The 19,620-nt window shown below is 66.4% G+C and carries 16 protein-coding genes; 10 read left to right on the top strand and 6 right to left on the bottom strand.

Going from position 1 to position 19,620, the window contains the following annotated elements:
• The 4 genes from BSQ44_RS06020 to BSQ44_RS06005 all read left to right on the top strand — a co-directional run bounded on the left by BSQ44_RS06020 (position 1) and on the right by BSQ44_RS06005 (position 4,530).
• Positions 1 to 741: a TSUP family transporter gene (locus BSQ44_RS06020; RefSeq protein WP_072602390.1), complete on the top strand. Its 741-nt coding sequence runs from the start codon at positions 1 to 3 to the stop codon at positions 739 to 741.
• Positions 738 to 1,700: a hypothetical protein gene (locus BSQ44_RS06015; RefSeq protein ID WP_235633356.1), complete on the top strand. Its 963-nt coding sequence runs from the start codon at positions 738 to 740 to the stop codon at positions 1,698 to 1,700. Before BSQ44_RS06020 ends, BSQ44_RS06015 begins: the two co-directional genes overlap by 4 nt.
• 137 nt (positions 1,701 to 1,837) lie before the next feature.
• Complete coding sequence (locus BSQ44_RS06010; RefSeq protein ID WP_072602389.1) at positions 1,838 to 4,120, top strand: PAS domain S-box protein; 2,283 nt, start codon at positions 1,838 to 1,840, stop codon at positions 4,118 to 4,120.
• Positions 4,117 to 4,530 carry a response regulator gene (locus tag BSQ44_RS06005; RefSeq protein WP_072602388.1) on the top strand — a complete coding sequence of 138 codons (414 nt, stop codon included), beginning with the start codon at positions 4,117 to 4,119 and terminating at the stop codon, positions 4,528 to 4,530. Before BSQ44_RS06010 ends, BSQ44_RS06005 begins: the two co-directional genes overlap by 4 nt.
• Positions 4,531 to 4,541: 11 nt before the next feature.
• On the opposite strand, the gene BSQ44_RS06000 is transcribed toward BSQ44_RS06005, so the two are convergent.
• The gene (locus tag BSQ44_RS06000) at positions 4,542 to 5,003 is read right to left on the bottom strand and encodes a metallophosphoesterase family protein (protein ID WP_072602387.1); all 462 of its coding nucleotides are present in this window, start codon (positions 5,001 to 5,003) and stop codon (positions 4,542 to 4,544) included.
• A 22-nt stretch (positions 5,004 to 5,025) separates the two neighbouring features.
• Positions 5,026 to 6,252: an NAD-dependent epimerase/dehydratase family protein gene (locus BSQ44_RS05995; RefSeq protein ID WP_072607893.1), complete on the bottom strand. Its 1,227-nt coding sequence runs from the start codon at positions 6,250 to 6,252 to the stop codon at positions 5,026 to 5,028.
• Between the two features lie 358 nt (positions 6,253 to 6,610).
• Here BSQ44_RS05995 and BSQ44_RS05990 point away from each other — a divergent pair, with 358 nt between their 5' ends.
• The 5 genes from BSQ44_RS05990 (at position 6,611) to BSQ44_RS05970 (ending at position 12,014) form a co-directional block, all read left to right on the top strand.
• Positions 6,611 to 8,074 (top strand): protein adenylyltransferase SelO, encoded by a 1,464-nt coding sequence (locus BSQ44_RS05990; protein ID WP_072607892.1) that lies wholly within the window; start codon positions 6,611 to 6,613, stop codon positions 8,072 to 8,074.
• 61 nt (positions 8,075 to 8,135) lie between these two features.
• Positions 8,136 to 9,056, top strand: a complete 921-nt coding sequence (rsmI, locus tag BSQ44_RS05985; protein WP_072602386.1) for a 16S rRNA (cytidine(1402)-2'-O)-methyltransferase — start codon at positions 8,136 to 8,138, stop codon at positions 9,054 to 9,056.
• On the top strand, positions 9,046 to 9,423 hold the full coding sequence (locus BSQ44_RS05980) for a YraN family protein (protein WP_072602385.1): 378 nt from the start codon (positions 9,046 to 9,048) through the stop codon (positions 9,421 to 9,423). Before rsmI ends, BSQ44_RS05980 begins: the two co-directional genes overlap by 11 nt.
• A gap of 74 nt (positions 9,424 to 9,497) precedes the next feature.
• Positions 9,498 to 10,328: a cyclase family protein gene (locus tag BSQ44_RS05975; protein ID WP_072602384.1), complete on the top strand. Its 831-nt coding sequence runs from the start codon at positions 9,498 to 9,500 to the stop codon at positions 10,326 to 10,328.
• Between the two features lie 78 nt (positions 10,329 to 10,406).
• Positions 10,407 to 12,014 carry a GMC family oxidoreductase gene (locus BSQ44_RS05970; RefSeq protein WP_072602383.1) on the top strand — a complete coding sequence of 536 codons (1,608 nt, stop codon included), beginning with the start codon at positions 10,407 to 10,409 and terminating at the stop codon, positions 12,012 to 12,014.
• Between the two features lie 6 nt (positions 12,015 to 12,020).
• Here BSQ44_RS05970 and BSQ44_RS05965 read toward each other — a convergent pair whose 3' ends face one another.
• Positions 12,021 to 13,397, bottom strand: coding sequence for a cytochrome P450 (locus BSQ44_RS05965; RefSeq protein ID WP_072602382.1), 1,377 nt, complete (start codon positions 13,395 to 13,397; stop codon positions 12,021 to 12,023).
• Between the two features lie 245 nt (positions 13,398 to 13,642).
• On the opposite strand from BSQ44_RS05965, the gene gyrB reads away from it, so the two are divergent.
• A complete protein-coding gene (gyrB, locus tag BSQ44_RS05960; RefSeq protein WP_072602381.1) occupies positions 13,643 to 16,087 on the top strand; it encodes a DNA topoisomerase (ATP-hydrolyzing) subunit B in 2,445 nt (814 codons plus the stop codon).
• Positions 16,088 to 16,263: 176 nt separating this feature from the next.
• Here gyrB and BSQ44_RS05955 read toward each other — a convergent pair whose 3' ends face one another.
• The 3 genes from BSQ44_RS05955 to BSQ44_RS05945 form a co-directional block, all read right to left on the bottom strand.
• Positions 16,264 to 17,397, bottom strand: coding sequence for a nucleotidyltransferase family protein (locus BSQ44_RS05955; protein ID WP_072602380.1), 1,134 nt, complete (start codon positions 17,395 to 17,397; stop codon positions 16,264 to 16,266).
• A gap of 224 nt (positions 17,398 to 17,621) precedes the next feature.
• Positions 17,622 to 18,473, bottom strand: a complete 852-nt coding sequence (locus BSQ44_RS05950) for a potassium channel family protein (RefSeq protein WP_269466417.1) — start codon at positions 18,471 to 18,473, stop codon at positions 17,622 to 17,624.
• A gap of 275 nt (positions 18,474 to 18,748) precedes the next feature.
• Entirely contained in the window at positions 18,749 to 19,516 is a 768-nt protein-coding gene (locus BSQ44_RS05945) for a class II aldolase and adducin N-terminal domain-containing protein (RefSeq protein ID WP_072602378.1), read from the bottom strand.
• Between the last annotated feature and the right edge of the window lie 104 nt (positions 19,517 to 19,620).

Raw genomic sequence — 19,620 nt, 5'->3', positions numbered from 1 at the left:
GTGGACATCGCTGCCTTCACCGGGCTCGGCATGCCCTGGCTGCTCCTCGTCGGCGTCATCGTCGTCGTCGCCGCGATCGTGCAGTTCGGCCTCGGCATGGGTTTCGGCCTCACCGCCGCGCCGCTGCTCGCCCTGATCGATCCCGAACTCGTGCCGGCGCCCGCGCTCTTCCTCGGCATGCTCACCTCCGCATGGGGCGCCTGGGGCGAGCGTAGGGCGATCCGCTGGGACGAGGTCGGCCTCGGCACGATCGGCCGGATCGCCGGCGTCCTTGCCGCCACCGCGCTCTTGTCCGCTCTCGCCGACCAGCGGAGCTTCATGCTGGCCTTCGGCCTGATGATCGGCCTCGCCGTCTTTCTCTCTGCCTTCGGCCGCCGCATCGCTTTCAGCCGGGCATGGCTCCTGGCCATGTCGACACTGTCGGGGATCATGGGGACGATCACCTCCGTCGGCGCGCCGCCGCTCGCCCTCATATATCAGGACCGGCCCGCCGCCTCCGCGCGGCCGACGCTCGCCGCTTTCTTCGCCATCGGATGCCTCGTCTCGCTCGCTGGACTCTACGCGAGCGGGTTCGCGGGCGTGCGCGACGCCGTGCTCGCCGCCCTGATGGTGCCGCCGATGGTTCTCGGCCTGGCGATCGCGCGGCGCCTGCGCGGACGCTTCGACCGCCGCTACCGGCCGGCCCTACTGGTCGTCGCCGGCCTGGCGGCGGCGATGCTCATCCTGCGGGGACTTTCGTGACTTCGCTGGCGCGCATCGCCGCAATTCCCGTGCGCCATGGCCGCGCCGTGCTCGTCGCGGGTCTCGTCGCCGGTGTCGCGCTGCCTGACCTCGCCTTCGCGATGAAAGGCTGGATCGCCGAACTGGTCGCCTGCCTGCTCTTCATCGCCGCCCTGCGCGTGGGTCCGCGCCAGGCCTTTGGCGCCCTTGCCGACATACGCGCCTCCTTCGGCCTCACGCTGCTCTACCAGGTCGGGTTCCCGGCCGCCGCAATCCTCGCCTTCGCGCTGATCGGCTGTAACGGTCCGCTCGCCACCGGCCTGGTCCTGATGATGGCCGCCTCCTCAATCTCCGGCAGTCCCAATCTGACCGTGCTCACCGGAAACGATCCCGCGCCGGCACTGCGCCTGCTGGTTCTGGGAACCGCGCTGCTGCCGCTCACCATCATACCGGTGTTCTGGCTGGCCCCGGCGCTGGGCGATGCCGGCGCGGTGATCGGCTCGGCCGCCCGGCTGCTCGTCATCATCGGTGCGGCGGCGGGTCTCGCCTTCCTCATCCGCGGCTTCGTGCTGAAGCACCCCTCGCCCGCCGCCATCGGCGTCATCGACGGGGTATCGGCCATCGCCATGGCCGTCGTCGTCGTCGGCCTCATGTCGGCGGTCGGCCCCGCGATCCGTGAGGAACCCGCCCGCCTCCTGCTCACGCTTTCGGTCGCCTTCGCCGGCAATTTCGGCCTCCAGCTCCTGATGGTGCTGGCGCTGCGGCGCAGAATTGCCGACAAGACCGTCGCGCCGCTGGCGATCGTGGCTGGAAACCGGAACATCGCGCTTTTTCTGACGGCGCTGCCGGTGTCAGTGACCGATCCGCTGCTTCTCTTCATCGGCTGCTACCAGGTTCCGATGTACCTGACGCCGATCCTGCTCGGCTGGCTCTACAAGCCGCGACCGGCGCCCGGTGCGACGCCCGACAGCCCTCCCTGACGCCCGAATGCGGCATGGCACGCACCTGAAAACCGGGCTGTCCGCGCCAAAAGCACCGGAAAGCCATCGGAAGTTAATGCTTTCCATGCCAGACCACCGGTAATAGAATCCGCGGTTATCTCTGGGATGGAGCGGCAATGGACCAGCTGATGGGTCTGCGCACGGAAGCCGGCGAGAAACGGGCCGACGAACTCGTGGTTCTCTTTCGCCTGACCGACCGGCTCTACCGCGCCCGCTCGCAGGAAGAGGTCTTCGACGCCGCGCTCGACGCCATCACCGACGCGCTGGGCTGTCGGCGCGCCTCGATCCTCCTGTTCGACGACGACGGCGTCATGCGGTTCCAGGCATGGCGCGGCCTTTCGGATGGCTACCGCAAGGCCGTCGACGGCCACACCCCCTGGCGCCCCGGCGATCGCGATCCGGAGCCGATCTTTGTCCCCGACATGCAGGCGACGGAAGAGCCCGACTGGCTCAAGCAGACCATCGAGCGCGAGGGCATCCGCAGCCTCGGCTTTATCCCGCTGGTCGCGCAGGGAGGGGCCATCGGCAAGTTCATGACCTACTACGCCCAGCCGCACGTCTTCGGCCGGCGCGAAAGCGATCTTGCCGTGACGATCGCCCGGCAGATCGGCTTCAGCATCGAGCGCGCCCGCGCGGAAGAGGCAAGGCGCGCGGCCGAGGACGAACTCAGGGTGTCGGAGGAACGCTTCCGCCAGATGTCGGAGGACGCGCCCGTGATGATCTGGACCAGCGGCCCGGACGGCCACTGCCAGGCCCTGAACAGGATGCTGCGCCATCAGTGGAACGTACGCGAGTCGGAGATCGCCGGGTTCGACTGGTCTACCAAGATCCATCCTGACGACGTCGCGCGCATCGGCTCAGAGATGGGCCAGGCGATCGCGGAACGCAGGACGGTTTCCACCAAGGGACGATACCTGTCCGCGAACGGCGAGTACCAGATCTGGACGACCGAGGCACGGCCGCATTTCTCCGCCCGCGGCGACTTCCTCGGCATGATCGGCGTGAATGTCGACGTGACCGAACGCGAGCGCGCCGAGCAGAAGCTGCGCGAAAGCGAGCAGCGCTTCCGCAACCTCGCCGACATCATGCCGCAGCTCGTCTGGACCTCCGACGCCGAGGGCCATGTCGAATACTGGAACTCGCGCATCGCACAGTACACCGCCTCTCACGTGGCGCCCGACGGACGGTATCGCTGGGAACTCCTGGTGCATCCGGAGGACTACCCGATCACCGGCAAGGAATGGGAAACGGCCTCGAAGCTGCGCCAGCCATACCAGATCACCCATCGCCTCAAGATGCGCGACAGCAGCTACCGCTGGCATCTCAGCCGCGCCACGCCGCTGCGCGACGCCTACGGAAACGTCGAACGGTGGATCGGGACCGCCACCGACGTGCACGATCTGTGGACCGCGGAGGACAGGCTGCGCGAGAGCGAGGAGCGGCGGCGGATCGCAACCGACGCGGCCGGACTCGGCGTGTTCGAATGGAACGTCGAGAAGGACGTTTCGATGTGGGCGAACGAGCGCATGTTCGAGATCTTCGGTGTTCCCGCAGAGGACGGCCAGCCCGAGCGCAACGGCTTCCTCGACAGCTTCCTCCATGCGGAGGACCGCGAGGCGTTCCGAAACGCAGTCGGCGAAGCCGTGCCCGAGGACGACAATTTCAGCTTCGTCTGCCGGATCTTCCGCGCCGACGACGGCGAGAAGCGCTGGCTCGAAGTCGCCGGGCGGATGGAATTCACGGCCGCCGGAAAGCCTTCGCGTCTCGTCGGCGTCATAGCCGACATCACCGAACGCAAGCGGGCCGAGAAGCATCGCAAGCTGCTGATTCACGAACTCAATCACCGCGTGAAGAATTCGCTCGCGGTGGTCCAGTCGCTCGCCAAGCAGACATTCCGGCCCGTGGACGGCGAGGATCCGCGCACCGCGATCTTCGACGGTCGGCTCTCGGCGCTTGCGCGGGCGCACAACCTGTTGACCAGCGAGAACTGGGAGAAGGCCGATCTCGTCGATCTCGTGCGCCACTCGCTCGGCACGCTCGTCGCCGAAGGGCGGGCCAACTGGAGCGGTCCCTCGGTCAAGCTGATGCCCAAGCAGGCGGTCACCATGGCGATGGCGCTGCACGAACTCTATACGAACGCGCTGAAATACGGCGCACTCTCCACCGGCGACGGCAAGCTCGACATCAGGTGGAGCAAGAATGCGGACCATTTCAGCTTCGCCTGGCAGGAGCGTGACGGCCCACCGGTGGCCACGCCCTCCAGGCGCGGGTTCGGTTCCACGATGATCGACCGCGCCCTGCGGTCGGAGCTGGACGCAGAGGTGACCATGGATTTCCGGCCGGATGGTCTCGTTTGCACCATCGAAGCCCCCGTGCCGATGGCGGAGGAAACTGATTGAGCAACGACATCACCGGCAAACGGATCTTCCTCCTCGAGGACGAAATCCTCATCGCCATCGAAGCGGCGGAAGCGCTCGAGGATCTCGGCGCCATCGTCGTCGGTCCCGCGCATCGCCTGGACAAGGGACTGGAGATCGCGCGGGCCGAGGCGATGGACGCGGCGGTCCTCGACGTCAATCTCGGCGGAAGCTACAGCTACCCCGTCGCCGAGATCCTGCGCGACCGCGGCATACCCATGGTCTTCGCGACCGGCTATGGTGGCACGCTCGAAGAGATCGGCGACGCGCCGGTCCTCGACAAACCCTATTCGCGCGAGCAGCTGCGCGGCGCCCTGGCGCGGATCCTGACGGCCAGCGAGCCGGCACAAGTGCCCGACAGCATCGAAACGCCCCGCGACATGCCGGTCTGACACCGCCCGCTTCAGCCGCCGACGATCTCGTGCAGGTGCGCGACGGCACCCTCCGCGTCCAGGTCCAGTATGGCAACCGTCACCGGCAGCCTGAACCGCCGCCGTCCGGCGCTTCCGGGATTGAGGTAGAGGACACCATCGACCGTCTCGATGCCCGGCTTGTGAGAATGGCCGCAAATCACGACGCCGATGCCTTCCTGCGCCGGATCGAAACCCAGCGCCTTGCGGTCGTGAATGACGAAGATCGCATGGCCTTCGAACGCGACCCGCGCCGTCTCCGGGATGGCATCCGCCCAGGCCTGCGTATCGACGTTGCCCTTGATCGCGGTGACGGGCGCAATCTTCTCCAGTTCCGGCAGGATGTCGGGCGAACCAACGTCGCCGGCGTGGATGATGCGGTCGACGCCGTCGAGCCGCTCCAGCGCCTCGCGCCGCAGCAGCCCGTGCGTGTCGGAAATGACGCCGATCCTCATCCGCCGCGCGGCCCTCGGCTGGCTACTTTCCCGCGACCTTGCGCACGACCGGAAGCTCGCTGCCGTCGATCGTGCTGGCGATCTCCTTCGTCCAGGCGCTGGCGGCCGGTATGCGGCTGCGATCGATGCGGTAGGCGAACTTCTTCGCCACGTCGACCACCTCCGAGAGCAGCCCCTCCTCCAGCGTGATGGGATCGAGACCGAGCGCAAGGAATTTTTCGTTCCTGACGACGAGATCGTTCTCGGCCACCTCCTTGCGGGGGTTGGGAAGGTTTGCCACCTCGGCGCCGGTGATTCTTGCGACCAGCGCCGCGAGGTCACGCACGCGGTGCGTCTCGGTCATCTGGTTGAAGATCTCGACCCGATCACCACGCGTCGGCGGATTGGCGAGCGCCAGTTCGATGCAACGCACCGAGTCCTGGATGTGAATGAAGGCGCGCGTCTGGCCGCCGGTGCCGTGCACCGTCAGCGGATAGCCGATCGCCGCCTGGATCAGGAAGCGGTTCAGCACCGTGCCGTAGTCGCCGTCATAGTCGAACCGGTTGACCAGCTGCGGGTGCAGCCGGGTCTGGTCGGTGTGCGTGCCCCAGACGATGCCCTGGTGCAGGTCGGTGATCCGCACGCCGTCGTTCTTGGCGTAGAACTGGAACAGCAGCTGATCCAGGCACTTGGTCATGTGGTAGATCGAGCCCGGATTGGCGGGGTAGAGGATCTCCTGGCTGACCTGTTCGCCCGCCATCGTCTCGATGCCAACCGGCAGGTAGCCCTCGGGAATGGCCGCACCGACCGTGGAATAGCCGTAGACGCCCATCGTGCCGAGATGGACGAGATGCGCGTCGAGGCCGATCTCGACCACTGCGTTCAGGAGGTTGTGCGTGGCGTTGACGTTGTTGTTGACCGTGTAGTTCTTGTGCCGGTCGCTCTTCATCGAATAGGGCGCGGCGCGCTGCTCGGCGAAATGCACGATCGCGTCCGGCCGGTGCTCGGAAAGCCAGCGCTTCAGCACTTCGTAGTCCTTGGCCAGATCGATCAGATGGAAATGGATGCGACGCCCCGTTTCCTGCCGCCAGATGCGCGTGCGCTCCTGGATGGAGTCCATCGGGGTCAGTGATTGCACCCCAAGTTCGGTGTCGATCCAGCGCCGGCTGAGATTGTCGAGGATGTGGACGTCGTAGCCCTTGCTCGACAGATGCAGGCATGTCGGCCATCCGACGAAGCCGTCCCCTCCGAGTACCGCTACCGTGGTCATGCGCTGGCTCCTTTCGCCGAAGGTTACTCGCCCGTCCGCCTCGTCCGATCCGAGCGAATCGACGATCCGCCCGTTCCGTCGCTCCTTACTATCGGAGAAATGCGACGGAATGGTCACATCGCTTCGCCGGCTCATAGCGGACCATCGCAACAGCCGTCACGCGGCGTCAACCTCGACGTCGTCCCGTCTCGCCGCGGCTTTCCGTTTCGCGGAAGCAGGTAAACCTTGCACTCGCCCGCCTGCTGCAACACATAGGATGACATACACGTCACGCTCTCGACATGAGGGCAAGAGGAGTTCCGCCATGCCCAGCCAGGTTTCCTCGGTGCTGGCCGCGCCGAATTCCAGCGACAATCCGATGCCAACGCTGGAGTTCACCTATGCCGGCCTGCCCGAGCGCTTTTTCGAGCGCACGACGCCGACCCCGGTCGCCGCTCCGCGGCTCATCAAGCTGAACCTGTCCCTGGCCGAAAAGCTCGGGCTAGACGCAGACCGCCTCCGGAGCCCCGAAGGACTCGACGTCCTGTCGGGAAGCCGCATCCCCGACGACATGCAGGCGGTCGCGCAAGCCTATGCCGGCCACCAGTTCGGCAATTTCGTGCCGCAGCTCGGCGACGGCCGCGCGCTGCTTCTCGGCGAAGCGATCGATGCGGACGGCGTGCGCCGCGACCTGCAGCTCAAGGGCTCCGGACCGACGCGGTTTTCGCGCGGCGGCGACGGACGCGCCGCCATCGGCCCGGTGCTGCGCGAATACATCGTCAGCGAAGCCATGCATGCGCTCGGCATGCCCACCACGCGCAGCCTGGCCGCGGTCGCGACCGGCGAGCCGGTCTACCGCGAGCACCGCCTGCCCGGCGCCGTGCTGACGCGCGTCGCGGCGAGCCACATCCGCATCGGCACCTTCCAGTACTTCGCCGCGCGCGGCGACACCGACGGCATCCGTACACTGGCCGACTACGCCATCGCGCGTCACTATCCGGACGCCGCCGCGGGCGACCAGCCCTATCTGCGCCTGCTCGAATCCGTCATCGCCGCGCAGGCGCGGCTCGTTGCGAGATGGATGCTCGTCGGATTCATCCACGGCGTCATGAACACCGACAACATGACGATTTCAGGCGAGACCATCGACTACGGCCCCTGCGCCTTCATGGACGATTTCGATCCGAACAAGGTCTTCAGCTCCATCGACCAGCAGGGCCGCTACGCCTTCGCCAACCAGCCCAACATCGCGGTCTGGAACCTGGCGCGCTTTGCCGAGACCCTGCTGCCGCTGCTTCACGAAGACCCGGACGAGGCTCTGAAGATAGCGGAAGGTGCGCTGAAGACATTCAAAGAGCACTACGAGCCGGTCTTCCACGGCGGCCTGCGCGACAAGCTCGGTCTGGCGACTGAGGCGGACGAGGACACCCAGCTGATCAGCGACCTCTTCGCCCTGATGGCCAGCCAGAAGACCGACTTCACCCTCACCTTCCGCGGCCTCGGCGGCGAACTGGACGGCGAAGGCGACGGCGCGCGGATGCTGTTTTCCGACCCGGCAGCGTTCGACCAGTGGGCTGAGCGCTGGCATGCGCGCATCGCGCGCGAGCCGCAGCACGATGCCGGGCGGCTGGAGCGGATGCGCGCGGCGAACCCCAAGTATATCCCGCGCAACCACCGCATCGAGGAGGCGATCCGCGCGGCCGAGGACCACGGCGACTTCGCCCCCTTCGAGGAACTGGTGGCGGTGCTCGCGAAGCCGTTCGATGAGCAGCCGGACAAGGCCCGCTACGCCGCGCCGCCGGAAGCGCACGAGCTCGTACTGCGTACATTCTGCGGCACCTGAGGCGCCGGCCTGGGGCGATTGCCGCTTTGCGCGATCGGACATCGGCTGTAGGTGTGGCTGCATGGCAGAATTGCGCACCGAACCCGCCGCCAGGCGCAGTTTCCTGATCGACGGACATGAAATTCCGGCCCGGCCGCTGGAGCCGGCGCTCTATATCGTCTCCACCCCGATCGGGAACCTCTCCGACATCACCGTGCGCGCGCTGGAGACGCTTGCCGCGGCCGACGTGATCGCCTGCGAGGACACGCGCGTCACCCGCGTGCTGCTCGATCGCTACGGCATCCGCCGCAAGCTCGCCCCCTACCACGAGCACAATGCGGCGAGCGCGGGGCCGCGCCTGCTCGCCGATCTCGCGGAGGGCAAAGCGGTCGCGCTGGTCTCCGACGCCGGCACGCCGCTCGTTTCCGATCCGGGCTACCGGCTGGTCGGCGAGGCGGTGGCAGCCGGCATCCGCGTCGTGCCCATTCCCGGTGCCTCGGCCGTGCTCGCCGCGCTGACCGCCAGCACCTTACCGTCCGACGCTTTCCTGTTCGCCGGTTTCCTGCCGGTGAAGGACGGGCAGCGCCGCACCCGGCTGGAGGCGCTGAAGGCGATGCCGGCCACGCTCGTCTTCTACGAATCCCCGCATCGCCTGCCCGAAAGCCTGGCCGCCATGCGCGACGCACTCGGCGCGGACCGCCAGGCGGCCATCGCGCGAGAACTGACGAAGACCTTCGAGGAATTCCGGCGCGGCAGCCTCGCCGAACTCGCGGAGCATTATGCCGAAGCGGGTTCGCCGAAGGGCGAGGTCGTCGTCTGCGTCGCACCGCCCGGCGAGGAGGAAGCGGCCAGCCCGGAGGACCTCGACCGCCTGCTCCTCTCGCTCGCCGCCGAACTCCCCGCCTCCAAGGCCGCCGGCGAGGCGGCGCGGATGACCGGCTCGCCCAAGCAGGACCTCTACCGCCGCCTCCTCGAACTCAAGGAACGCGGCGGTGACGGCTGACGCGCGCGCCAGGCGCTTCCGCGCCTACCGGAAAGGCCACTGGAGCGAGCGCGCCGCGGCCGTCGCCCTGATGGTGAAAGGCTACCGCATCGTCGCACGCCGCCATCGCACAAAGCTCGGCGAGATCGACCTCATCGCCCGCAAGGGCGACCTCGTCGCCATCGTCGAAGTGAAGGCGCGGCGCACGCTGGCGGAAGCGATGGAAGCCATCGGCGGCCAGTCCGAGCGCCGGATCGAGGCGGCGGCCGATCTGTGGCTCGCCCGTCAGCCCGACTACGTCCGCCTCTCCGTCCGCTTCGATATGGTCGCCGTGCTTCCCTGGCGCTGGCCCGTACATGTCGAGAATGCCTTCCAGGGCCGCTGGTGAGGCTTGCCACCTGGCCTTTGCCGGCTCATTCTGTCGCCTGATGCGGCGAGGCAATTACCAGCGGAGTCATCGAAATGTGCCATCATTGCGTGATCGAAGGCGTCAAGAAGGACATGCTGTCGCGACGGGCCTTCTTCAGGGGAACAGTTGCCGCCGCGGGAGCCGCGGCACTCGGGGCCGCCGCCGCGCCGCAACCGCTCTTTGCCCAGCAGTCGATGCCGACGAAGGCCGAGGACCTGACCCACGAACTCTACGACACCTTCCCGACCTACTTCGGCGCGCAGCAGCTCTTCTACGACCAGAAGTTCAACCATGCCGAACACACGTTCAACCTCTTCGAGCTCAGACTGAACGAGCATACGGGCACCCACATCGACGCGCCGCTCCACTTCACGGCCGACGGCAAGTCGGTGGCCGAACTGCCGGTCGAGGACCTCGTCGCGCCGCTGGTCGTCGTCGACATCCGGCCCAAAGCCTCCGAGAACGCCGACGCACAGGTGACGCCGGACGACCTGAAGGCCTGGACGGACGCGAACGGCGACATCCCTGAAGGCGCGGTCGTCGCCATGCTGTCGGGCTGGGGCGATCACGTCGCCACCGACAAGTTCCGCAACGTCGGCGACGACGGCAAGACCATGCATTTCCCCGGCTTCCACGTCGAGGCCGCGCAGGCGCTGATGGAAGGGCCGTCCGTCAAGGCGATCGCCGTCGACACACTCTCGCTCGACTTCGGAATGTCGCCCGACTTCATCGTGCACAACACCTGGCTGCCGAGCGGGCGGTACGGCATCGAGGCCATCGCCAATCTCGACCGGCTCCCGGCCTCGGGCGCGACCATCGTCGTCGGCGCACCGAAGATCCGCGGCGGAACAGGCGGCCCCGCACGCATTTTCGCGATGGTCTGAGGGTTCAAGGCTCTGGACAAGCCCCGGATTTGAAGCTTCCATCTCCCGGTCGCACGAGGCTGCGTCCGGGAGGGGACCATGTCATTCGACTATGTGATCGCCGGCGGCGGCTCCGCCGGCGCTACCTTGGCGGCCCGGCTGTCGGAGGATCCGTCGATCAGCGTCTGCCTGCTGGAAGCAGGCGGCGAGGGCCGCGATCTCCTGATCCGCGTTCCGGTCGGCATAGCCGCGATGCTCCCCGGGCGGCCGAAAATCAACAACTGGGCCTTCCAGACCGAGCCGCAGCCGGGCCTCGATGGCCGCCGCGGCTACCAGCCGCGCGGACGTGCGCTCGGCGGCTCGAGCGCGATCAACGCCATGCTCTACGTCCGGGGCCATCCGTCCGACTATGACGACTGGGCCCAGGGCGGCTGCGCTGGCTGGTCGTGGAAAGACGTGCTTCCCTATTTCCGCAAGGCGGAAGGCAATCAACGCGGCGGAGACCCACTGCACGGGGCCGACGGTCCGCTCCAGGTCCGCGACCAGGCGAGCCCGCGGCCGCTCGCGCACGCCTTCATCGAAGCCTGCGCGCAGCACCAGATCCGTCGAAACGACGACTTCAATGGACCCGATCAGGAAGGCGCCGGCCTCTACCAGGTCACGCAGTTCCACGACGGCATCCGCAACGGCGAACGCTGCTCGGCGGCGGCGGCCTACCTGCAACCGGCCATGCAACGCAAGAACCTCACGGTGGTGACCGGCGCGCATGCGACGCGCATCACGTTCGAAGGTAGACGCGCCACCGGCGTAAATTATCGCCGCGGCAGCACGGAGCAACTTGCCGAGGCAAGGCGCGAGGTGATTCTCTCGGCCGGCGCCTTCGGCTCGCCGCAACTTCTCATGCTGTCGGGGATAGGAGATCCGGAGGAACTACGCGCCCAAGGCATCGACGTGCGTCATGCGCTTCCCGGCGTGGGCCGAAACCTCCAGGACCATCTCGATTTCATCCTGTCGTGGAAGACGAAGCACACCGACTGTTTCGGCATTGGTCCGCGCGGCGCTTGGGCCATGGTGCGCCATGCCCTGCAATGGCGCCGCGACGGCACGGGCATGCTGGCCTCGCCGATCGCGGAAGCCGGCGCCTTCGTCAAATCCTCGCCGGAAGCGGAGCGACCCGACCTGCAGATGCACTTTTGCATCGGCATCGTCGACGACCACACCCGCAGGATCCACCTCGGCTTCGGCTATTCCTGCCACGTCTGCGTGCTGAGGCCGCATTCGCGCGGGACCGTCGGGCTGTCGAGCGCCGATCCCCAAGCGCCGCCGCGCATCGACCCTGCCTATCTCGCCGATGAGCGCGACTCGGACCTGCTGCTTCGAGGCGCCCGGCTGATGCGCGACATCCTCGCCGCCCCGGCCTTCGCGCCATACCGGCACAAGGAGATCCACACCGAAGGCGTGGAGACCGACGCCGACCTGATGCGCCACATCCGCGCCCGCGCCGACACGATCTACCACCCCGTCGGCACCTGTCGCATGGGCGTCGACGATGAAGCGGTCGTCGATCCACTGCTGCGCGTGCGCGGGCTGGAAGGTCTGCGCGTCGTGGACGCCTCGATCATGCCGACCCTCATCGGCGGCAACACCAACGCGCCGACCATCATGATCGCCGAGAAGGCGGCCGACCTGATCCGCGCCGCGGGATGAGCACAACTACCTTCGCCGTGTCACCCGCATCGGCAAACCGCCCTCAGGCTGGGTCGTCAGCTTCTGCACCGGCCAGGGTTTCGTCTCGGCCACCGTGTCGAAACGGAAGCGCGACAGGAGGACGCCGAGCGCGATCATCGCCTCCTGCATGGCGAAGCTGGCGCCGATGCAGATCCTCGGCCCCGCTCCGAAGGGCAGGTACTGGAAGCGGTCGATCCGGTTGCGGTTATGCGGCAGGAAGCGCTCCGGCATGAAGGCTTCGGGGTTGTCCCACAGCTTGCGGTGCCGGTGCACGGTCCATGGCATCACCTGGACCTGAGCGCCCTTGCGGATGTGCAGGTCCTCGTAGAACTCGTCGGCCAGCGCCTCGCGGCTGATCGAGGCCGCCGGCGGATAGAGCCGCATCGCCTCCTCGAAGGCGGCGCGGGTCACCGGCATAGCGTCGAGCCACTTCGCCGGGTCCGCCTCGCGCGCCAGCACGGCATCGATTTCGGCCTCGACCCGTTCGCGTTCCCAGGGCGCTTCCGCCAGGCAGTAGAGCGTCCAGCCGAGAGCGCGCGCCGTGGTCTCGTGGCCGGCGCCGATGAAGGTGATGATGTTATCGGCGATCTCGTCGCGCGACAGGCCCTGCGGTCCTTCCGCCTTGAGCAGCAGCGTCAGGAAATCGTTCGGCGCACCCTCGGGATCGCACTCCAGCTTCTCCTTGCGCATCCTGGCCGTGTCGGCCACGAGCCGGCGGAAGAAGGCCATGGCGCGGGCGCCGCGGATGCGCGTGAAGCGCGGCAGCCAGTCCGGCGCACCAAGCAGGTCGAGCGGATCGACGCGGCCCATCGTCTCGAACAGGCGGTCGACCTGCTTGGCGAAGCTGCCCGGCTCCCCTGCGATCTCGCCCGAAAACAGCGTCTCTGCCAGGATGTCGTAGGTCAGCAGCGTCATGTCGCGGGCGATGTCCACCGTGCCGGTCTCGCCTTCGTAGCGCTCGGCGAAAGCCTCGGAGCGGCGTAGCATCGGTGCGGCGAAGCCGTTGATGTGGCGCGGCGTGAAGACCGGCGCCATCGCCTTGCGCGAGCGCTTCCACACCTCACCTTCTGCCGTTAGCAGTCCGTCCCGCAGGATAGGACGCAGGATCTTCTGGCGCACCCGCGCCATCTTGTAGTTCTTCGCATTGTCGACCAGCACGTGCCGGATCAGGCCCGGGTCGTTGGCGATCACCAGCGGCCCGCCCACTCCGGTCGAGATCGAGACCCATTTTTCGTTATAGGACGGCTCGCCCCACAGTTCGAGCGGGTTCCGATAGACGATCCGCAGCATCTGCAGCAGCGATGGCGGCGTGGTGCGCGGCTTCGGCGCGGGCGGAACGAAAGGGGCCGGCGTGGCGTCCATCTGGCGGATCTCCTCGGCGCCGAATATAGGGGTAGCAGGCCCTCCCACAAAGCCGTGACGACCGCGAACGGGCGGCGGCGGCGTCCATCCCCGCGAAAGCGCCACAAAGCCGGTGAAAGAACCGCCGAAATGCCCGCGAAAATTGGAAAAACGGCGCGGAAGTCCCTATATCTCATCCATGTCGGGGCGTTGATTCGCAGCCCCTTTTCAACGCTGCCGCAGCGATCTCAAGACGACAGGTTTTCATGAGCGAAACGTCCGTAGAACTTCCCGGCGCACCGGCCGAATATGGCGCGGATTCCATCAAGGTTCTCAAGGGGCTGGATGCCGTGCGCAAGCGGCCCGGCATGTACATCGGCGACACCGATGATGGCTCGGGCCTGCATCACATGGTCTACGAGGTGGTCGACAACGCCATCGACGAGGCGCTGGCCGGTCATGCGACCCGAGTGACGGTGACGCTCAACGCGGACGGTTCCTGCTCGGTGACCGACAACGGCCGCGGCATCCCGACCGATATGCACACCGAAGGCGTCTCGGCCGCCGAGGTCATCATGACGCAGCTCCACGCCGGCGGGAAGTTCGACCAGAACTCCTACAAGGTCTCCGGCGGCCTGCACGGCGTCGGCGTCTCGGTGGTCAACGCGCTGTCGGTGTGGCTGAAGATGAAGATCCGCCGCAAGGGCAAGATCCACGAGATGTCGTTCACCCACGGTGTCGCCGACGGCCCGCTCGCAGTGACCGGCGAGGCGGGCGACGAGACCGGCACCGAGATCTCGTTTATGCCGTCCTCCGAGACGTTCACCATGGTGGAGTTCGACTTCGGCACGCTGGAGCACCGGCTGCGCGAGCTGGCCTTCCTGAACTCGGGCGTGCGCATCCTCCTGACCGACCGGCGCCATGCCGACGAGAAGAAGGTCGAACTGTTCTACGAGGGCGGGCTCGAGGAATTCGTCAAGTATCTCGACCGGTCGAAGAAGCCCCTCATCGCCGATCCGATCGCCATCCGCGCGGAGCGCGACGGCATCACCGTCGAGGTCGCGATGTGGTGGAACGACAGCTACCACGAGAACGTGCTGGCCTTCACCAACAACATCCCGCAGCGCGATGGCGGCACGCATCTGGCCGGCTTCCGCGGCGCGCTGACGCGCCAGGTCACCAGCTATGCAGAGCACTCCGGCGCGCTCAAGAAGGAAAAGGTATCGCTCACCGGCGACGATTGCCGCGAAGGGCTGACGGCGGTGCTGTCGGTCAAGGTGCCGGACCCGAAATTCTCCTCCCAGACGAAGGACAAGCTCGTCTCGTCGGAGGTGCGGCCTGTTGTCGAAAGCCTCGTCAACGAGGCGCTCGGCACCTGGTTCGAGGAACATCCGGCCGAGGCCAAGGTGCTGATCGGCAAGGTGATCGAGGCGGCCGCGGCGCGCGAGGCGGCGCGCAAGGCGCGCGAGCTCACCCGACGCAAGGGCGTGCTCGATATCACCTCGCTGCCCGGCAAGCTCGCCGACTGCCAGGAGCGCGATCCGGCCAAGTCCGAAATCTTCATCGTCGAGGGCGACTCGGCCGGCGGATCGGCCAAGGGTGGCCGTTCGCGCCAGAACCAGGCGATCCTGCCGCTGCGCGGCAAGATCCTCAACGTGGAACGCGCCCGCTTCGACCGCATGCTGGGTTCCGACATGATCGGCACGCTGATCACCGCGCTCGGCACCTCGATCGGCAAGGACGAGTTCAACGCCGACAAGCTGCGCTACCACAAGATCATCATCATGACGGACGCCGACGTCGACGGCGCCCACATCCGCACCCTGCTCCTGACCTTCTTCTTCCGCCAGATGCCGGAGCTGATCGAGCGCGGGCACCTCTACATAGCCCAGCCGCCCCTCTACAAGGTGTCGCGCGGCAAGAGCTCGCAATACATCAAGGACGAGCCGGCCTTCGAGGAATACCTGATCAATTCGGGCCTCGACGAAGCCTCGCTGGAACTCGCCTCGGGCGAGGTTCGCGCCGGCCAGGATCTGCGCTCCCTCATCGACGACGCGCTCGCCGTGCGCTCGCTCGTCAACGGACTGCACACGCGCTACAGCCGCGAGGTCGTGGGGCAGGCGGCGATCGCCGGCGCACTGGACCCCGCAATCTTCCTCGACCTCGGACGCGCCAACGACATGGCCGAGCGTATCGCCGCGCGGCTCGACGCCATCGCCGAGGAGACCGAGCGCGGCTGGACCGGCCGCACCTCCACCTCGAACGAGGGACAGGGCGGCTACGTGCTCGAGCGCACCGTGCGCGGCGTCAAGGAGGCGGTCGTCCTCGACATGGGGCTCATTTCCTCGGCCGACGCCCGCGCCCTGCAGCGCTATGCGCCGCGCCTGGGCGAGATCTACGGCGAGCTTCCGACGCTGCGCCGCAAGGACAAGTCAGAGCTGATCACGGGACCGCTCCACCTGCTCGAAGGCGTCTTCGCCACCGGCCGCAAGGGCCTGTCGATGCAGCGCTACAAGGGTCTGGGCGAAATGAACGCCGAGCAGCTGTGGGAAACCACGCTCGACCCCAACGTGCGCTCGCTGCTCCAGGTGAAGGTCGCGGACGCCACCGACGCGGACTCCCTCTTCTCCCGCCTCATGGGCGACGAGGTCGAACCGCGCCGCGAGTTCATCCAGGACAACGCGCTGAGCGTCGCCAATCTGGACATCTGATCGGGCAGGGATGCGCGATGCCGCGAAGTCTTGCTTCTTCGCCCGGGATTGAATTGACCCGCCATCTCTGAAGGATAACGTTCCGGATCATGCGGTCCAGATGCTCCGGGGCAATGGTTCGCGGAGGCGGGCTCTGTACGGGACCTAGGCCTATGGGAATTCGACGCTCAATGTAATCATCGGCGCAGTTCGCTTTCCTTATCGTCGTCGTTCGCGGACCGTTTTAGTCCGTATGCCTCCGGATCGCTACCGAGATTGACGATCCCTCTCGACAGCCCGGCCGTGACGGTCGCGCGTGCGCCATCTTCGATCGAAGACAGCCCATCCAGAAGAGCCTCGCGCCACGCAGGCCAGCGGTCGCGAGCCTCCATGAAGGCATCCGCCACATCGTCTCCGCGGCGCTGCTCCATCATCGCAACGATGATCGCCGTGGCTTGGGCGACATCCTTGCGGCTCTTTGACGGTCGGTCGTCATCCATGCGGCGGCGGCTGGAGACGATCAGCTTGTGAATGGCGTAGCGTTCGGGGGAAGGCACCAGAACCGGCACGCCGGCACCGTGAAGAAGCACTCCCCGCATCGGTTGATGAATGAGGAAATCGAGAAAACGCAGCGGCTGTGCCGACGCACCGCCGAGGGCGGGCATCGCGGTGGGCTTGCCGCCGTAGTCGTCCGATCCGGTGTTAGACGTCAGGAATTCGACCTTGTAGCCGGCGCGGTTCGCGAACCGGGTCGTCTTGCGGCCATCGATCCGATCGGGAATCTCCCGGAAAGTCTCGTCCACCGCCCGCAGGGTTTCCAAGATCGGCGGCATCGCGTCTCCAACGGCTACGGAAATGGAGTGAAACTGGGCAAAGTCTGCGTCGCTGGTGACCATCGCTGTATTTGGCAGTCTGACACCGATGAGCGGCGGATAACATTGATATGCGACCGTGCCGATCAGGACGCCCCGCAAGCGAAAGAAGCCGGCCGCTGCGAGTGCCTTAATGATATCACCAGTGAGGGCTTCGGCGCGCGGAAGATAGGCTTCCCGTACCAATGTGCTCACAAGCCGGCGCCGTTCACGGTTGTCCGCCTTGAGGTCCTTGAAATTTTCTACCCGACGCGTGATCTCTTCGTCGTCGACCGGGCCGACATAAGTCCTCTTCTTGGTGCCATCCTCCGGCAGATCGAAGTACCAGTATCTCCGACCCTTCACCTCCTGAATGACGAAGCGGCCGCGAAGATCGAAATCCGATTTGAAAGTGGCATCCAGCGCCCTCTCAGCCAATTCGCTATACACCGTCTGATAGATGTGGGAGATCGGCTGCATGTGTTATCACCGCTTTCGCTTAAGTGGTAATAACCGGGATAGAAGAATTTTCAAGCGGTTGTTATTAGCATTTTCGCATAAATGGTAATAACCGGACACTTAGATGTTGATTGCAAGCCGTAGCATGCTTGGGGATCGCGAAGTCGCGATCAACCCCCGACCGGATTCGACACCTTCCATGCCTCCTGCCGGCACGAGACCGATGCCACGACGGCGTGGTGATCTCACCTGCCATCCCCCTTCACGTCGTCGCGTTCCTCCTTGCGCTGCGTCTGGATCGCGTCCGAAAACGCCGCGGCGAGGATGCCGGTGGGCATCGCGATCAGGCCGATGCCGGTGATGGCGGTGAGGCCCGCCAGTATCCGCCCCAAGGGCGTGACTGGATAAACATCTCCGTAGCCGACGGTGGTCAGCGTCGCGACCGACCACCACATGGCGCGCGGGATGCTGCCGAACCGGTCCGGCTGAGCGCTCCCCTCGATCAGATAGAGCAGGGTCGAGGAAATCAAAAGCAGGATGCCGGCGATCGTCAGGCTCATCAGCAATTCGTATTGCCGCGATTTCATCGCATCGGTGATCGCGTGGATCGCCATCGAGAAGCGGCCTAGCCGCGCCAGCCGCAGGATGCGCAGCAGCCGGAAGAGCCGCACCACGAACGCCTCGCTGCCGATGAAGACGAAGAGGCCGGGCAACAGCGCGACCAGGTCTATCAGCGCCGGCACGGAGACAATGTAGCGCAGCCGCCCGAAACGTCCCGCGTAGGCCGGCTTTTCAGGGGCGATCCATACCCGCAGGACATATTCGACGAGAAACACGATCGTGAAGAAGGCCTCGATCGTCAGGATGGCGGCGCCGCGGCGCTCCACCACGATCGGTTCGGTCTCCACCACCGCGAAGAACACCGCGAGCAGGATCAGCGCCGCCAGAACCTTGTTGACCGGCGACAGCCCCTTGTGCGGCCACGCGGCGGGCTCGAGATGCATGTGGACGCGGGCGCGCATGGTCGGCACGGAAGATCCCCCCACCACCGCCGGTGCCGCGACGCTCTCATCCCTGGAGCGTCTTTCGGCGGGCATCGTGGCACACCATTCGTAGCGCGCGTCGTGCCATCGAACAATCGCAGCCGGCGCCCGATCAGCCGGCGATCAAACATCCCGATCTGAAGGGAACACGGGCGCCGATTTCCCGTTCATTGCCCGGAGCCAGATCGCTAGAGCGAGGTCGGATGATGATCGCCACCATGTCCGTGATGATCCTGGGTGAAGAAGGCGTCGGCCTCGCCCTGCTGATCGCCGCCTCGCTCGCCGCTCTCTACTTCGGCCGCGTCTACGGCCCGGAGAGCTGACGCGCTTCAGTTCCTGTAGGCCGGCTCCTGTTCGTCGAGGATCGCCTTCAGTTCCGACAGGTGCCGCGACGCCGAGGCGACCGGGTACTCGTCCATCTGCCGCGCCACCGTGCGGGCGACCTCGTCCGGCAGCACCCGCAGCGGCTTTCCGGTCCACAGCGCCTTGATGTAGGTTTCGCAGGACCGCTCGAAATAATAGAGCCGGTCGAAGGTTTCGGCCACCGTCTCGCCGATCACCAGCACGCCGTGATTGCCCATCACCATCACCTTGACCTTCGGGTCGGAGAACAGGCTGGCGCAGCGCTCGCCCTCCTCCTCGAAGGCCAGCCCGCCATAATCCCCGTCCACGACGATGCGCTCGAAGAACATCGCCGAGTTCTGGTCGATCGGCGGCAGCGTCGAATCCGCCAGCGAAGCGAGGACGGTGGCATGGACGGAGTGGACGTGGATCGCGCAACGCGCATGCGGCACGCGCCGGTGGACCGCGCCGTGGAGGCCCCAGGCGGTCGGGTCCGGCGCGTCGGGACGCTCCATGGTGGCGGGATCGTTGGCGTCGATCAGAAGCAGATCGCTCGCCTTGATGCGCGAGAAGTGCATCATGTTGGGGTTTATCAGGAACTGCGAGCCATCCTCGTTCACCGCCAGCGAGAAATGGTTCGCCACGCCCTCGTGCATGTTAAGCCGGGCGGTCCAGCGGAAGGCGGCGGCGAGATCGACCCGCTCCTCGTAGTGCGGCAGGTTGGGTCGGCGGTCGGCAAGGGCAGTGACTGACATGGCATCCTCCGTGGTCGGCCCATCCTGATGCGACGCGGCCGCTTGTGCAAGATGTCCTGGGACGATGCTGTCCCGGCGACCTGCCGGAAGGCGTCAGCCGGCGG

The organism is Aquibium oceanicum, from assembly GCF_001889605.1.
Lineage (GTDB): Bacteria > Pseudomonadota > Alphaproteobacteria > Rhizobiales > Rhizobiaceae > Aquibium > Aquibium oceanicum.
Note: the sequence above shows the minus strand (reverse complement) of the source record. Positions and strands in the feature narration are given on the sequence as shown.

Coding starts and splice junctions, on each gene's coding strand:
- BSQ44_RS06010 (WP_072602389.1), top strand. CDS start 1,838: ATGGACCAGCTGATGGGTCTGCGCACGGAAGCCGGCGAGAAACGGGCC.
- BSQ44_RS06000 (WP_072602387.1), bottom strand. CDS start 5,003: ATGAGGATCGGCGTCATTTCCGACACGCACGGGCTGCTGCGGCGCGAG.
- BSQ44_RS05995 (WP_072607893.1), bottom strand. CDS start 6,252: ATGACCACGGTAGCGGTACTCGGAGGGGACGGCTTCGTCGGATGGCCG.
- BSQ44_RS05990 (WP_072607892.1), top strand. CDS start 6,611: ATGCCAACGCTGGAGTTCACCTATGCCGGCCTGCCCGAGCGCTTTTTC.
- rsmI (WP_072602386.1), top strand. CDS start 8,136: ATGGCAGAATTGCGCACCGAACCCGCCGCCAGGCGCAGTTTCCTGATC.
- BSQ44_RS05975 (WP_072602384.1), top strand. CDS start 9,498: ATGTGCCATCATTGCGTGATCGAAGGCGTCAAGAAGGACATGCTGTCG.
- BSQ44_RS05970 (WP_072602383.1), top strand. CDS start 10,407: ATGTCATTCGACTATGTGATCGCCGGCGGCGGCTCCGCCGGCGCTACC.
- BSQ44_RS05965 (WP_072602382.1), bottom strand. CDS start 13,397: ATGGACGCCACGCCGGCCCCTTTCGTTCCGCCCGCGCCGAAGCCGCGC.
- gyrB (WP_072602381.1), top strand. CDS start 13,643: ATGAGCGAAACGTCCGTAGAACTTCCCGGCGCACCGGCCGAATATGGC.
- BSQ44_RS05955 (WP_072602380.1), bottom strand. CDS start 17,397: ATGCAGCCGATCTCCCACATCTATCAGACGGTGTATAGCGAATTGGCT.
- BSQ44_RS05950 (WP_269466417.1), bottom strand. CDS start 18,473: ATGCCCGCCGAAAGACGCTCCAGGGATGAGAGCGTCGCGGCACCGGCG.
- BSQ44_RS05945 (WP_072602378.1), bottom strand. CDS start 19,516: ATGTCAGTCACTGCCCTTGCCGACCGCCGACCCAACCTGCCGCACTAC.